Origin of the sequence: Rhodococcus sp. KB6, from assembly GCF_001445685.1 — a bacterium.
Classification (GTDB): Bacteria; Actinomycetota; Actinomycetes; order Mycobacteriales; family Mycobacteriaceae; genus Rhodococcus_F; species Rhodococcus_F qingshengii.
This window is the reverse complement of record NZ_LNAK01000010.1, coordinates 1-14,261: the sequence shown is the minus strand read 5'-3', so window position 1 is coordinate 14,261 and position 14,261 is coordinate 1. Positions and strand designations below refer to the sequence as shown.

General features: G+C 62.0%; 12 protein-coding genes and 1 pseudogene. 5 read left to right on the top strand and 8 right to left on the bottom strand.

Annotation, left to right across the window (positions count from 1 at the left end; genetic code table 11):
- Window positions 1-2 precede the first annotated feature (2 nt).
- The 5 genes and pseudogenes from ASU23_RS02010 to ASU23_RS01990 all read right to left on the bottom strand — a co-directional run bounded on the left by ASU23_RS02010 (window position 3) and on the right by ASU23_RS01990 (window position 5,370).
- Complete coding sequence (locus ASU23_RS02010; RefSeq protein WP_058037048.1) at window positions 3-374, bottom strand: limonene-1,2-epoxide hydrolase family protein; 372 nt, start codon at window positions 372-374, stop codon at window positions 3-5.
- Complete coding sequence (locus tag ASU23_RS02005) at window positions 371-1,525, bottom strand: 3'(2'),5'-bisphosphate nucleotidase CysQ (protein ID WP_058037047.1); 1,155 nt, start codon at window positions 1,523-1,525, stop codon at window positions 371-373. The genes ASU23_RS02010 and ASU23_RS02005 overlap by 4 nt, the downstream gene beginning before the upstream one ends.
- Window positions 1,522-3,365: pseudogene (gene cysC / locus ASU23_RS02000) on the bottom strand (adenylyl-sulfate kinase). Before cysC ends, ASU23_RS02005 begins: the two are co-directional and overlap by 4 nt.
- On the bottom strand, window positions 3,365-4,291 hold the full coding sequence (gene cysD, locus ASU23_RS01995; RefSeq protein WP_003941285.1) for a sulfate adenylyltransferase subunit CysD: 927 nt from the start codon (window positions 4,289-4,291) through the stop codon (window positions 3,365-3,367). The pseudogene cysC and the gene cysD overlap by 1 nt, the downstream one beginning before the upstream one ends.
- A gap of 143 nt (window positions 4,292-4,434) precedes the next feature.
- A complete protein-coding gene (locus tag ASU23_RS01990; RefSeq protein ID WP_058037046.1) occupies window positions 4,435-5,370 on the bottom strand; it encodes a helix-turn-helix domain-containing protein in 936 nt (311 codons plus the stop codon).
- Between the two features lie 116 nt (window positions 5,371-5,486).
- Between ASU23_RS01990 and ASU23_RS01985 the strand changes: the two genes are divergently transcribed.
- The 3 genes from ASU23_RS01985 to ASU23_RS01975 are packed head-to-tail and all read left to right on the top strand — an operon-like array spanning window position 5,487 to window position 8,585.
- Entirely contained in the window at window positions 5,487-6,653 is a 1,167-nt protein-coding gene (locus ASU23_RS01985) for a hypothetical protein (protein WP_058037045.1), read from the top strand.
- 2 nt (window positions 6,654-6,655) lie between these two features.
- The gene (locus ASU23_RS01980) at window positions 6,656-7,438 is read left to right on the top strand and encodes an SDR family oxidoreductase (protein ID WP_007726165.1); all 783 of its coding nucleotides are present in this window, start codon (window positions 6,656-6,658) and stop codon (window positions 7,436-7,438) included.
- Between the two features lie 7 nt (window positions 7,439-7,445).
- Complete coding sequence (locus tag ASU23_RS01975; RefSeq protein WP_007726163.1) at window positions 7,446-8,585, top strand: sulfotransferase; 1,140 nt, start codon at window positions 7,446-7,448, stop codon at window positions 8,583-8,585.
- A gap of 72 nt (window positions 8,586-8,657) precedes the next feature.
- On the opposite strand, the gene ASU23_RS01970 is transcribed toward ASU23_RS01975, so the two are convergent.
- A complete protein-coding gene (locus ASU23_RS01970; RefSeq protein WP_058037044.1) occupies window positions 8,658-9,503 on the bottom strand; it encodes an alpha/beta fold hydrolase in 846 nt (281 codons plus the stop codon).
- Complete coding sequence (locus ASU23_RS01965; RefSeq protein ID WP_058037043.1) at window positions 9,500-11,290, bottom strand: amidohydrolase family protein; 1,791 nt, start codon at window positions 11,288-11,290, stop codon at window positions 9,500-9,502. Before ASU23_RS01965 ends, ASU23_RS01970 begins: the two co-directional genes overlap by 4 nt.
- A gap of 97 nt (window positions 11,291-11,387) precedes the next feature.
- On the opposite strand from ASU23_RS01965, the gene ASU23_RS01960 reads away from it, so the two are divergent.
- Window positions 11,388-12,035, top strand: a complete 648-nt coding sequence (locus ASU23_RS01960; RefSeq protein ID WP_003941289.1) for a TetR/AcrR family transcriptional regulator — start codon at window positions 11,388-11,390, stop codon at window positions 12,033-12,035.
- Window positions 12,036-12,429: 394 nt separating this feature from the next.
- Window positions 12,430-12,555 carry a hypothetical protein gene (locus tag ASU23_RS35060; RefSeq protein WP_003941303.1) on the top strand — a complete coding sequence of 42 codons (126 nt, stop codon included), beginning with the start codon at window positions 12,430-12,432 and terminating at the stop codon, window positions 12,553-12,555.
- Between the two features lie 82 nt (window positions 12,556-12,637).
- Here ASU23_RS35060 and dcm read toward each other — a convergent pair whose 3' ends face one another.
- Window positions 12,638-13,933, bottom strand: coding sequence for a DNA cytosine methyltransferase (dcm, locus tag ASU23_RS01955; protein WP_058037042.1), 1,296 nt, complete (start codon window positions 13,931-13,933; stop codon window positions 12,638-12,640).
- Window positions 13,934-14,261 lie beyond the last annotated feature (328 nt).

Here is a 14,261-nt window from a genome sequence, read left to right as displayed (position 1 = left end):
GATCAGGCCTGGCCGGCTGCCGCATTGATCGGTGCCATGTCGAAATAGTCGCGCCAGGCTTTGATCTTTCCGTCCTCGACTTCGAACACCCCCATGACCGGGAGCGCTACGTCGGCGCCGTTGATGGTGAAGACGTCGACGCGCTCGTTCATGACGGTGTTGCCGTCCGCGACCTGACGCTTGATCTGAAAGTCGATGTTGCCGAAGGCACCGACAAACTGCTCGATGAACGCCCGGACGGCCTCGCGACCGACCACGGGCTCCATCGGGATGTTGTGATAAACGACGTCATCGGTGAAGTACTCGACGATTTTCGCGACATCGGCATTTGCCCACAGTGCGCAGAATTCGGCGACCAGCTTGTCCGGTGTCATTGTGTGCCAGCCTCTTTCGAATCGTCTCCGTGGGGTTCGATGATTGCCATGATGCTTTCGATCTCACCTGCCGGTATCCCGAAGTACTCGGTCACGAAAACCGTGACGGCCCGTGCCTGGCCAGGTGTTCCGAGGTCGAGCAGATACCGGGCTACGACGCTCTCGCCCCACTCACGCAGCGCGAGTTCACGTATCGCCACGATTCCGCGATATTGCTGGCCTTGTTCGAGCTCGTTGCTGATGAATGCGCCGCTGTCACCGGTTCGCTGACCGTTCTCGACCCGCCAGGCGTCGGCGGCGAAGCGGACCTTCGTTGCGTCATGAGTGAGCAATGCGTTCACGTATTCACGCGCCATGGCGACGCGTCCGCTGACCGCAGACTCCGTGGAGTGCTTGGCAATTGCGCCCAGGATCGACTCCGACAACTCAGGTCGGCAGATCACGAGATCCGGCAGGTACGGATGAGATTCGTTGTAGAGCAGCGGCGAACCGTCGATGCGGCTGCAATGCAGTCCCGCCGCCTGTGCGACGCCGACGGGTGCAGCCGAATCCCATTCCCACTGCCCACCGGCGTGCAGGTACGCGTCGACCTCGCCGCGCACCACCGCCATCGCCTTGGCGCCGGCCGATCCCATGTGCACCGCGTCGGCGCCGAGTTCGGCTGCCACCGCTTCGGTGAATGCGGGTGGTCGCGATCCGCTGACTACTACGCGGAGCGGCGAGTTGGCGGCAACCGAAGCTGCCTCGTCGCCACTGGAGTACACCGCTCCGAGCGCCGGCTGAGCAACCGCGGCTGCGGTAATTCCGCTACCGCGCTCCCAAAGCGCCACGTGCACTGCCCAATCCGCATGATTCGGCAAGCCGTATTCCTTGGAGCCGTCCAGCGGATCGATGATCCAGACCCGAGCTGCATCCAGACGACTGCGATCGTCGGCAGATTCCTCAGAGAGCACGGCATCGCCCGGCCGCTCGGCAGCCAACCGGTCGAGGATGTAGGAATCGGCGGCCTTGTCGCCCCGGCGACCCAGTTCACGACCGTCGTCGACACCCAGACCCTCGGCTCGGATCCCCAGGAGGATCGCACCGGCGGCCTGCGCCAATTCCGCCGCGAGTGCCTCGTCGGCGATTCTGCTGTGTGTGGATTCGCTCACCGGTCCAACACTTCCATAATTTGCAGCGCAAGTTCGGTAGGCGTTCCGTCTTCGGGTCTGATCACCAGCTCGGGACTTTTCGGAGCTTCGTAGGGATCGTCGACTCCGGTGAATCCCGTGATTTCCCCGGCCCTGGCCTTGGCGTACATGCCCTTGGGGTCTCGGGCTTCACATTGCTCGATCGGGGTGTCGACGTAGACCTCGACGAACTTCAGCCCGGCGGCCTCGTGCGCCGCCCGCACTCGATCACGATCTTCGCGGTACGGGCTGATCAGGCAGGCCACTGCCACTGCACCTGAATCAGCGAACAGCTGCGCCACCGAGCCGACTCGGCGGACGTTCTCGGCGCGGTCATCGGCACTGAATCCCAGATCCGCGTTCAATCCGTGCCGGAGGTTGTCGCCGTCGAGGCGGTACGCCGGGATACCCGCGGCCACCAACCGCCGCTCGAGTTCCACCGCGATCGTCGACTTACCCGAGGCCGAGAGACCGGTGAGCCAGACGGTGGCGCCGGCAGTCGCACGTTCCTCGCGAGAAACCTCCGAACTGTGCCAGACGACGCGCGATTCCTTGAGTGTCGGACCATTGATCATTCCGGCGGCGACGGTATTGCCCGTGGTCTCGTCCACGAGAATGAAGCTGCCCGTCACGCGGTTGCGGCGGTAGGGATCGAACATCAACGGCTGCTGCGTCTTGATCGAGATGCGGCCGATCTCGTTGAGGGACAGAGATTCTGCCTTCTCGTCGCGGTGCAGAGAATTGACGTCCAGCCGGTAGTCGAGCTTGACGATCTGCGCTTTCGTGGAGCGCGTGGTGTGCAGCAACGAGTAGCGATTGTTCTCCGACAGAGTTGTCTGTTCGGTCAACCAACAGACCATCGCATCGATTTCCTGCCCGACCTGCGGCCGGTTGTTGAGCCGACACAATTGGTCCCCGCGGCTGACGTCGAGGTCGTCGGTCAGCTCGATGCATACGGCCGAGGGCGCAAACGCTTCGTCGATCACGTCACCGCCCGGCCCGTGGACTGCCTTCACCGTCGAGGTGAATCCTGAAGGCAAAGCCACGATTTCGTCGCCGGGCTTGAAGACGCCACTGGCCACCGTTCCGGCGTATCCACGGAAATCGTGGAGGTCGGCGTCGGTCTGCTTCTGCGGACGGATCACGTACTGCACCGGGAAACGCGCGTCGATCAAATTGCGATCCGACGCGATGTGCACCTGCTCGAGATGGTGCAGCAGAGAAGGCCCGTCGTACCAGGACATGTTCTCGGTCCGGGCAACGATGTTGTCCCCCAACAGCGCCGAGACCGGATGAACGTCAGGTCGTGGACGTCCAGTTTGATCGCGAACTGTCGGAATTCTTCCTTGATCTCCTCGAACCGTTCCTGAGACCAGCCCACGAGGTCCATTTTGTTCACACACAGCACGAGGTGCGGTATCCCCAGGAGAGTGGACAAGAAGGCGTGCCGCCGCGTCTGTTCGAGCACCCCTTTGCGAGCATCCACCAGGATCAGGGCAAGATCGGCCGTCGACGCGCCGGTCACCATGTTGCGGGTGTACTGCTCGTGCCCGGGAGTGTCCGCAATGATGAACTTCCGATGAGGGGTCGCGAAATACCGGTGGGCCACGTCGATCGTGATGCCCTGTTCACGCTCGGCGCGCAATCCGTCGGTCAGTAGCGCGAGGTTGGCGTACTCGTCGCCGCGTTCTCGACTGCTCCGTTCCACGGCCTCGAGTTGGTCCTCGAAGATCGACTTGGAGTCGTAGAGCAACCGGCCGATGAGTGTCGATTTTCCGTCGTCGACACTGCCCGCTGTAGCGACTCTCAGCAGTTGCGGCATCAGAAGTACCCCTCTTTCTTACGATCTTCCATGCCAGCTTCGGAAATCCGGTCATCAGCTCTGGTTGCGCCACGCTCCGTGATACGGCTCGCCGCAACTTCTTCCACGACAGCGCCCGGTGTTTCGGCCGACGATTCGACACATCCGGTACACGTTGCGTCGCCGACCGTACGGAAGCGCACCAACGCCTCGTAGGACTCTTCGCCGGCGCGAAGCTCGAGGAAACGGGTGCGTGCCAACAACATTCCGTCGCGTGGAACCACCTCGCGACGATGGGCGTAGTAGATGCCGGGGAGGTCGATCTGCTCGCTCTCGATGTACTGCCAGATGTCGAGCTCTGTCCAGTTGGAGAGCGGGAAGATCCGAATATGTTCGCCCTTACGGTGTTTGCCGTTGTACAGGTTCCACAGTTCAGGTCGCTGCACCTTCGGATCCCATTGCCCGAACTCGTCCCGGAAGCTGAACACCCTCTCTTTGGCGCGCGCCTTCTCCTCGTCTCGGCGAGCACCACCGAACACGGCGTCGAACTTGTTGTCGCGAATTCCGCGCAGCAACGCGTGCGTCTGCAGGCGATTGCGACTGGAACCGACTCCGGTGTCCTCGATGACGCGTCCGGCGTCGATGTCGTCCTGCACGCTGGAGACGACAAGACGCAGGTTGAAGCGATCGACCGTCTGGTCGCGGAATTCGATCACCTCGTCGAAATTGTGACCGGTGTCGACGTGCATCACAGCGAACGGCAGTGGGGCAGGCCAGAATGCCTTGGCCGCTACGTGCAGCATCACGACGGAATCCTTACCTCCGGAGAACAGGAGGACCGGCTTTTCGAAAGTCGCTGCGACTTCGCGGAAAATATGGACCGCCTCCGCTTCGAGTGCTCGCAGATGCGACAACTCGTAGGCGGGCGGGGTCTGGAGTGTTGCCATGTCTTTCGCTCCTGAGCATCACGTACTCCGTGCGGAACACCATTTCCGCATCGGTACATTTATGTACCGGACTGGTTCTAAATTGAACGCAATCACAGAATAGAACTCGTTCTACCCAAAGGTCAATGACCGGCAATAAGACGTCACAGACCGCGAACCGGACTCCTGCCACCAACTTCCGCCGTCACCGCATCCGCCGCCGCAACCAGCACCGCGGCGCGGCGCTCGATCTCGGCGCCCGTGATCGCCCCACCCACATAAAGTGTCAGCACAAGGGCCTGATGCCCCTCGGCGTCGTAGGTCGGGGCCGCGATGAGACTGACGGGATGCTCGTCGTCAGAGCTGATGTCGCGTCCGAGATACACCCTCTCGCCCAGGCTCGAGACCATCTCACCGAGCAGTTCACGCACCTCCGGCGGAAGATCGTGCGTCGCAACGCCCGCCATCAGCGTGTGCAGTCGCTGCCCGACGGGATCCAGACTCTCGACCAGATACCCCGCAGCCCGACACTCGCGGACCACGTTCCACAGACGCTCGCGATCCAAGCGCACCGGCAGGCTCGGCTCTTTGCTCAGCCAACTGTCCATGTCGTGATCCGAACCCCAGAGGACGTACATCAGCCCGACCGGCGGAGCGAACGGGTACACCTGACCGACCTTGGCAGCGCGACGCGCGCCGATCGGTCCGGTCACTTCGAGAACGCTGATCTGATCACCGATCACACCGGACGCCGTGCACGTCGTCCCGAACTCCGTGCTCACTTTCTCCAGATGGGTGCGGGCAATGGGTCCGACGGCAAATCCTCGCTGAGCTGCACGTCCGGCCGCGATCAAGGCCGGACCGAGCCCGTAGGTCTTCGACACCTCGTCCCGAGTCAGGTATCCACGATCAGCCAGCGCCGTGAGGATTCCCAAGCAGGTGGGCTTGCTGATCTCGAGCGCGCGGGCCAGTTCCGACAGCCCGAACCACTGATCAGGGCGACCGACGAGGTAGTCGAGCACCTGAACCACCCGTTCGGTGGGAGGCGATTGTCTCCCCTTCGGGCGTCCCTCTTCAGGCGTCTTCTCCGGTCCACCCATTGACCACTCCCTAGAACGCGTTCTATTGTCGAAATACCCAACATCTACCAAATAGGTACATATTTGTACCACGACGCTCTGGACCGGCGACATAGTCGGAACTGTGAGGAGCCAGCGTGCTGACGGACCCGTTTGCCGAGGCGATCGCCGAAGCCGAGAAATTGATCGAGACTGCGCCGCACATCAGATCCGAACAGGATCTACTGGAGGGATACCAATATCTGGCCGGCGGAATCATCGCGACGACGCATGCCGCCTGGGCCGGCGAAAAGACCCATCCGAGTTTCATCCAGGGCACCGGACCATTCACCAAGATGGGCCTCGACAACCCCGACACTCTGTACTTCGGCGCCCGAATCAACGACGACAAGGAATACAAGGTCACCGGAAAGCGCGGCACCACAGCCGATCTCAGCTTCCAGGTGTTGAGTGGGAACTACACCAACTCGAACGTTCCCGGCAGCGAAATCGCCTTCGACGACCGCGAGCTGGAGATAGACGACGACGGTAACTTCGTCGCTTGGTTCGGCCCCGGCCCTGCCGACGGCCGAGCCAACTACTACACCCTGGCGCCCGGATCCTCGCAGCTGGTTGTTCGCGAGGTCTACAGCGACTGGAGTCAGCAGCGCGGTGTGATCCGCATCGAGCGCACCGATTCGATCGGGATAGCGCCGCCACCTCTCACCGCCGAAGAGACCGAGAAGCGTTACGCCCGGGCTGGGAAGGCACTGGTCACGCGGGTCAAGACGTGGCTCCAGTTCCCGGAGTGGTTCTACCTCAAGCTCACGGTCAACACCATGACCGAACCACGCCTGACACCGGGCGGGCTGGCAACGCAGTACTCGTCGGTGGGACATTACGAACTCACCGACGAGCAGGCGATGATCATCACCGTTCCCGCCTCCGACGCACCGTATCTCGGCTTCCAACTCGGGAGCCTCTGGTACATCTCACTGGACTACGTCAATCATCAGACCTCCCTCAACAACGGCCAGGCCCAGGTCGATCCGGACGGGATGGTCCGAATGGTGGTCAGCGAGAAGAACCCCGGTGTCACCAACTGGATCGAAACCGTCGGACATCCGCGCGGCATTCTGCAGTTCCGTTGGCAGCGCGTGTCCCGCGAGCTGACGCCGCAGGACGGTCCCACCGTCGACATCGTCGCCGTCGCAGATATTGCGAAGCACCTGCCGCATTTCGACACCAACGCCATCACCGCCGAGGACTGGGCAGCACGCATTGCCCAGCGCCAGGCCGCCATCGACAACCGAATGCTGGGGTAATCATGACCGCCTTGCTCGAAGACCGTGTAGTAGTCATCTCCGGAGTCGGCCCGGCACTCGGCCGCGCTCTGGCCCTTCGATGTGCGTCGGCCGGCGCGAGTCTTGTTCTCGCAGCACGTACGCAATCGCGACTCGACGACGTTGCGAAGGAAATAGTCGATGCCGGTGGGCGCGCCGTCACCGTTGCCACCGACATCACCGACCAGGCTTCCGCCGAGAATCTGGTGGCCGAGTCCATTGCCGCCTACGGCAAAGTGGACACTCTGATCAACAATGCATTCTCGATTCCGTCGATGAAACCGTTGGCTCGCACCGATTACCAGCACATCCGCGACAGCATCGAACTGACCGTTCTCGGGGCGTTGCGCCTGACTCAGCTGTTCACGCCGGCACTTGCCGAGTCGGACGGCTCCGTGGTGAACATCAATTCGATGGTGTTGCGGCATTCGCAAGAGCGTTACGGCAGCTACAAGATGGCGAAGTCGGCCCTGCTCGCCATGTCGCAGTCCCTGGCCACCGAACTCGGCCCGCAGGGAATTCGTGTCAATTCGATTGCACCCGGCTATATCTGGGGCGACACCCTCAAGGGATACTTCGCGCACCAGGCGGAGAAGTTCGGCATGACTGTCGAGCAGATCTACGAGCACACTGCGTCGAACACCGACCTCAAGCGCCTGCCGACGACGGATGAAGTATCCGATGCGGCGATCTTCCTGGCGTCCCCGATGGCCAGCGCGATCACCGGCCAATGCATCGACGTCAACTGCGGCGAATTCCATCACTAGGAGCACCATGACTGAACGCACTCACGTCGGCACCGTCGAGGATCTCCACGCCTCGGCGACACGGATGACCGGACTGACGGACTTCGGCGTCGACGATTACACCGAAGCTCTGTCGGTCCTGCTCGAGTCCTACGACCGCGACGAGGATCTGACGCCCTTCGGCAGCAAGATCTCTCGGGTATTCCTTCGCGGCGCCCTGGTGGCCCGTCTGCTCAGCGAATCGGCGTGGAAGGAGCATCCGGAACACGCCGACGTCAAGATCGAGCGGCCGATCTTCGTCACCGGATTGCCACGGACGGGCACCACTGCCCTGCACCGCCTCCTCACGGTCGACCCGGCTCACCAGGGCCTCGAGATGTGGCTGACCGAGTTCCCTCAGCCTCGCCCGCCTCGCGATACGTGGGAATCGAACCCGGTATTCGCCAAGATCGAGGAGACATTCGGTCAACACCACGTCGAGCATCCCGAATTCATGGGCGTGCACTACATGTCGGCCAGCGAAGTCGAAGAATGTTGGCAACTCTTGCGTCAGACGTTCAAGTCCGTGTCGTACGAGTGTCTGGCCAATCTACCCACGTACTCCGCATGGCTGAAGGACCAGGAGTGGTCGAACGCCTATGCACGACACAAGAAGAACCTGCAGCTGATCGGTCTGCCCGATCAGGATCGACGGTGGGTCCTCAAGAACCCGAGCCACCTGTTCGCGCTCGACGAATTGATGGAGGCGTACCCCGACGCGCTCGTCATTCAGACTCACCGCTCCCCTACGACGATCATTCCGTCGGTATGCAGCCTGGCCGCCCAGGCGACAGAGGGTTGGTCGAACACGTTCACCGACAAGGTGATCGGCGAAAGTCAGCTCGAATTGTGGGCCAGGGGGCTCGAGCAGTTCGACAGTGCACGCGCACACCACAATCCCGCACAGTTCATCGACGTCGACTATCAGGACTTCGTCACCGATCCGCTGGGAACCGTCGAGAATATCTACACGCACTTCGACATTCCGTTGACATCTACTGCGCAGCAGTCGATGGAGGCAATGCACGAGGAAAGCCGCTCCGGTGCTCGCAAACCGTCGCACAAGTACACGCTCGAGGAGTTCGGCCTGACGAAGGAGCAGGTGGAAGAGCGATTCGGAGCTCGCTGACCACGGTTGGTCGACGACCTTGCTGACAACTGAAGCCCCGCCGAACGGCGGGGGCTTCAGTACGAAACTCGGTCAGCTGCTGAAATGCTCACCGAGCAACCGATCCAACTCCGTCGGCGCCTCGTCGGGGATCCAGTGGCTCACACCCCGGAGAACTTCGAACCGGTACGGACCGTCGACAAACGCGGGGGTGAGCGCAGACCCCTTGGGTCCGATGGCGGCGTCGCCGTCACTCCAGACGTGCAGGGTCGGCACGGTGACCCTGGCAGTTGCGGGGTTCGGCTTGGTCATCCACATCGCGCGGTACCAGTTCAGACCGCCGCGTAGCCGACCGGGAGCCAGCATGGCGTTCAGATCGCGCCGCGCGTTCTCCGGCGTCTGCCCGCTCGAAATCAGGAACTTTTCACCCGCCGACGTGGAGGACAGAATCTTCTCGGGGACGAAGGGCAATTGGAACGCCCCCATGTACCACGACTTCAGTCCCTGTGTGCTGGTCACCATCGCCTTGATGAACGCCAGTGGGTGCGGAACCGACACCGCGGTCACGGTATCGAGCAAGTCCGGCCGTTCGGCGGCCACCTGCCATGCGACTGCGGCACCCCAGTCGTGGCCGACCAGGTGCACTTTGCCCACCCCGAGTGCGTCGATCAGTGCGACAGTGTCAGCGGCGAGTTCGGACCCGCGGTACGCCCAGCGCGCTTTCGGCCGCGCGCCGGGTGAGTACCCTCGCTGATCCGGTGCGACGGTCCGGAAGCCGCGGTCGTGCAGTAGCGGTGCGAGCTGATCCCACGAGCTCGAATCCTGCGGAAATCCGTGCAGGAGAACCACCACCGGACCGTCTGCCGGACCTTCGTCGCGTACGTCGAAGGTCAGCCCGGTCCGGGAGTACGAGGTGAGGCGATCCGCCGGTGTAATCATAGCGCCACGCTAGTCTTCGCGGCCCTGGTAACCGGAGCCTTTTCACCGGCACGCAGGAACTGACCTGTCTTTTCGATTCCGAATCCGGGGGCGAATTCACCTTCGCGGTAGACGAGTCGGCCGTTGATCACCGTAGCGACCGCTGCGTCGTCGCTGCGGTTGACCATCCGGCTGATCCCGCCGTACTCGGGAACCTTTGCCTCGAACAACCCGTCCACCGACTCGTCGAGCCCGGCCGGGTCGATGACAACGAAGTCCGCGCGGTCACCCTGGCGTAGATGCCCGGCGTCGATGCCGTACCAGTCCGCCAGTTCGCCCGTCAGGCGGTGGATTGCGCGCTCGATGGTGAGGAACGGCTTGCGGTCACTCTGAGCGTCCTTGACGCGCTTGAGGAGTCGCACCGGGTAGTTGTAGAACGCCATGTTGCGCAGATGCGCGCCGGCATCGCCGAAGCCCATCTGCACACCGGAACTCGCGGCGAGTTTCTTCGCGAACTTGGGCCGGTGATTGGCAATGGTGGTGCGCCAGCGAAGATCTCGCCCGTACTTCACCACCAGGTCGAGGTACGCGTCCACCGGGTGCACTCCGCGGATGTCACCGACCTGACCGAAGTTCTTGCCGATCAACGTCTCGTCCGGGCATCCCACGATGACCGCATCGTAGAAATTGCGATGCCAGATGCGGGGTGAGAACTTGTTGTCGTAGTCCTTACGAAATGCGCGACGGTACGACTCGTCCTGGAGCAGTTCGTTGCGCTCCACCTGGTCCTTGAGGTGCAAAGCGGCGGCGCCGGCACCGAACTCCTCGAACACGACGAGGTCGATTCCATCCGCGTAGACGGTGAAGGGAACCGGAAGGTGCTGCCACTTGAAATCGGTCTTGGCGAAGCGATTGAGCAGTGGGGCCGCAGCGAGCATGAAGTACACGATCACCGGGTAGGCCTTCGAATCCGCGCCGGAGAGCAGCGACGTCTTGAGCGGCTTCTTGCGTCCGATCGCGGAGCTTTCGGCGAAGAACGCCGCGACGTTCGGATGCAGGTTGATGGTCGGAGCGCTCTGCAAGATCTTTCCGCGATCGCGAAGGATGCGGTTGAGGAATCGGAACTCTTTCCACCGTGCATACGTCGACGGCAAAGAGCGAGAACGATATTCGTCGCCGTCGATCTTGTCGAGGGCATTGGTCATCGACGACAGGCCCAGCATCCCAGCGTCGATGGCATCCTCGAGCATCGAGCCCATCCGGCCGAGTTCCGAGCGAGTCGGCTTGACCTTCTTGTCGGTACCGCGCCCCAGTCCGAGTACGTGCGTGCGGATGTCGGAATGACCGATGAAGGCCGCGACATTGGGTCCGAGGGGAAGGGCTTCGAGGGCGGCGGTGTAAGCCGCGGGACCGGTCCAGGTCTTGTTCGCTTCGAGGATGCTCAGCACCGCGTCGTGGGGAACTGCTTCGACCCGGCTGAACAGATCCGCAATCTCGCGCGGGGTCGAATACACCGTCGACAGCGAGCAATTGCCGAGCACGACCGTCGTGACGCCGTGGCGAACCGATTCCGGAAGCCCTGGACTGACCAAGGCTTCGGCGTCGTAGTGCGTGTGGACGTCGACAAAACCGGGGAGAACCCACTTGCCGGCCGCGTCGATCACTTCTGTGTCCGGCCCGATCTCGAGGCGCGTCGTGGACACCTCCGCGACCACGCCGTCTCGAATTCCGAGATTACGACGCAGACCTGGAGCCTCCGTCCCGTCGAACCACAACCCGTCGTTGACCACGATGTCGAAAGCAGACACTGTCGGACTCCTCGCCTCACGTATGTGTTACCTCACGTTATAGACAGCGTTGAGTAAAAGTCAATGAACCTTCCGAACCAATACATAAGATGACGGAATGGCTGCAGTCCCCCGCTCTCCCGAAGACCGTCAGAGGCAAATCCTCGAGGTGGCAGTACAGATGCTGCGGACCGAGCCTTTCGACCAACTGTCGATGGATCGCGTCGCAGCCGAGGCCGGTGTCTCGCCGCCACTGCTGTTCCACTACTTCAAGAACAAGAAGGGTTTCCAGAACGCCATCCTCGAGGCCGCCTCGGCCGATCTCGAAGATCGAATGCGACCGGATCCCGAGCTACCCATCACGTCCCAGCTGCGCTCAGGTATCGAGACATTCGTCGACGCCGTTATCGAGCACCCCACCATTTACCTCGCCGTGATGCGTATGGCCGGCAGTGGTGACGTCCGAATGCGCACGATCTACCGAGGCATGCGCCGCACTTTCACTACGTGGATTGTCGCTGCGCTGACGAATCTAGGCATCGAATCGAATGCGACCGTGGAGGCGACAATCGCCGGGTGGCAGGCATTCATGGAGGAAATCGTCGTCAACTGGATCGACGAGCCGACGCTCGAGCGAGGCGAAATGGTCGACCTCTGCGAACGAATCTTCTACCACTGCCTACCGGCAGCGGGCATCAGCGTGGAGCAAATAGTGGCAGCCACCGTTGTCGCGACGGCCAGTGAGTCCGGCGCAACACAACTGTGATCTTCGTGCCGGGGTTTCACAGGTGGTCACGATTGGGTATCTTGCTTGCAGTGGCACTGGACCACGACCCCAACACATGAAGGATCCAACATGGAGTCTGTCGAAAACGTATTGCCCGAGGGTGTCAAGCTCGAAGACGTCTTGAGTGTCCTCAAGGTCGCAGTTGCGGGCATCGGCCTCATCAGCGCACTTTCGGCATTCAGCTGATCGCAAAGCGTCATCGACAGGCCGGACTTCGGGGAGTCCGGCCTGTTTTTTGTTTACATTCCTGAACAATCCGTGAACTTTTCAGCAACTTCAGCGCAAAGCGGTCATTTCGACCCAAACAAGCGTCCAGTTTGCTAATTTGTGTCTGCGACACAAGGTCGTACAGAAACACCACGCAGACACAACCTTGTACATACACACCTGTACATACGACACGGAGGACCGAAACATGGGTTCCATCAACACCCTCAGCGCCGTCATCGACATCATCAAGGTCGTCCAGCCGTTGATCGCCAAGCTCAACCTCAGCTGATTCGCTTGCACCACACCCCTGCCAGGGCGTAACTCGAAATGGGGCCGACATCGTCGGCCCCATTTTCCGTCGGTGCTCCATCTCAGCCGAGTGCCTTCTTGATCTCTCCTGCCAGTACCGACGCCAGCTGCGGTGGCACCGCATTGCCGATCATCGTGCGCACCGCTCCCCACTTACCCTCGAAGACGTAGTCGTCGGGAAAGGTCTGGAGGCGAGCAGCTTCTCGAACGGTCAACGATCGCGTGTGTTTCGGATGCACGTTGCGTGAAGCCGAGATCATCCCGAAAGTGGTTCCGACCGTGGACGCCGGCTCGTCCCACCGGAGGCGCTTGTACGTCGTGTTGTACCCGGACGACGGTCGCATGGCCGGATCTTCGTTGTCGTGAGCCGACATTCCTTCCGGCACATCACGCAGCCACCGCAAGACGTGCTCGGGATGTTCGACGGCCCAGTGCAGCGGGTCCGTCTCGCAGGCCTGCCCGGATTCCAGCGGGGCCAGGTCGACGGTGGCGTCGCGGAAAGTCCTCAGCGGTGCAACATCATTCACGCCGTGAGTCTTCGGCGGGAAACGCAGCGGCCCGATACCACTGTCGCGGCGGGTCGCCACGATGAACACTCGTTCCCGGAACTGCGGCACTCCGTAATCCTGCGCATTCACCGTGTTGACCGAGGCGTCATAACCGCATGCAGCCATCTCGCCGAGAATCCGGTCGACGACCATCCCACCGTCCGGGTCCTTCATGCTGAGCAGCAGTCGCACGTTTTCCATCACCACGACCTTCGGCTTCACCAGTTCGGCGAGCTGCAGCAGGTTCCGGAAGAGATGGTTGCGCGGATCGTCGCGGTCTCGCCGGCCGGCAAGGCTGAACCCCTGACACGGCGGTCCCCCAGCCAACACATCGATGTCCACTTGTGCCAGAAGATCTTTCACCCGGGCTTCGTCGATCGCCCGAATGTCCTCGCCGAGGCACTTCGCGCCGGGGAAGTTCCGATCGAAGGTCGCACGCGCCTCCGGCACGACTTCGATGTATCCCTCCACCGAAAACCCCGCCATCCGAAAGCCTTCGGCCATACCGCCACAACCCGAGAACGCTGTCAATACGGTGGGGCCGCCGCTTCCTGCCCCCGCGACGGCACGCCGGGCCACCGAGGCGGGGTCGTTGACCGGTGTCGCTCGACGCGCACGGGTACTACCGCTCGATCGCTTCCGGGGGGCCGCGTACGTGCCCTCACGCTTGGCCGCTTCCAACGCGGAGAGGGCCGTGAGGACTGCTCGCTCAACCAGCGGCTTCGGATATGCCTTGTCGAGTTCCCACGCGGAGACGACTGCTGACGAGACTCCCGCTTGGCGGGCGAACTGGAACTGACTGATCCCCACGTGCAAGCGCCGCGATCGCAGGTCCTGTCCCGAAATCAATTCAGTGCCTCACTCATGTGGTCCGCTCGCTCCGGCAGCCCAGACTATCGCAGCCGACCCCGCGAACCAGGACCACACAAGAGAGACCGGCAGGCGATATGCCTGCCGGTCTCCGACACGAGCGGATGACGGGACTCGAACCCGTGTGAACGGCTTTGCAGGCCGGTGCCTAGCTGTATGAGGAACGGACGTTAGTTACGCGGTGCCGGCGGTAAGCGGCGGGCGGTCGTCCTCCGCGTGTTGAATGCGGTCGATGATAATTGTAGTGAACGTTCCAGATTTCCACGGC

Excerpts from the sequence above, each read along its gene's own strand:
- ASU23_RS02010 (WP_058037048.1), bottom strand. The coding sequence starts at position 374 with ATGACACCGGACAAGCTGGTCGCCGAATTCTGCGCACTGTGGGCAAAT.
- cysD (WP_003941285.1), bottom strand. The coding sequence starts at position 4,291 with ATGGCAACACTCCAGACCCCGCCCGCCTACGAGTTGTCGCATCTGCGA.
- ASU23_RS01990 (WP_058037046.1), bottom strand. The coding sequence starts at position 5,370 with ATGGGTGGACCGGAGAAGACGCCTGAAGAGGGACGCCCGAAGGGGAGA.
- ASU23_RS01980 (WP_007726165.1), top strand. The coding sequence starts at position 6,656 with ATGACCGCCTTGCTCGAAGACCGTGTAGTAGTCATCTCCGGAGTCGGC.
- ASU23_RS01975 (WP_007726163.1), top strand. The coding sequence starts at position 7,446 with ATGACTGAACGCACTCACGTCGGCACCGTCGAGGATCTCCACGCCTCG.
- ASU23_RS01970 (WP_058037044.1), bottom strand. The coding sequence starts at position 9,503 with ATGATTACACCGGCGGATCGCCTCACCTCGTACTCCCGGACCGGGCTG.
- ASU23_RS01960 (WP_003941289.1), top strand. The coding sequence starts at position 11,388 with ATGGCTGCAGTCCCCCGCTCTCCCGAAGACCGTCAGAGGCAAATCCTC.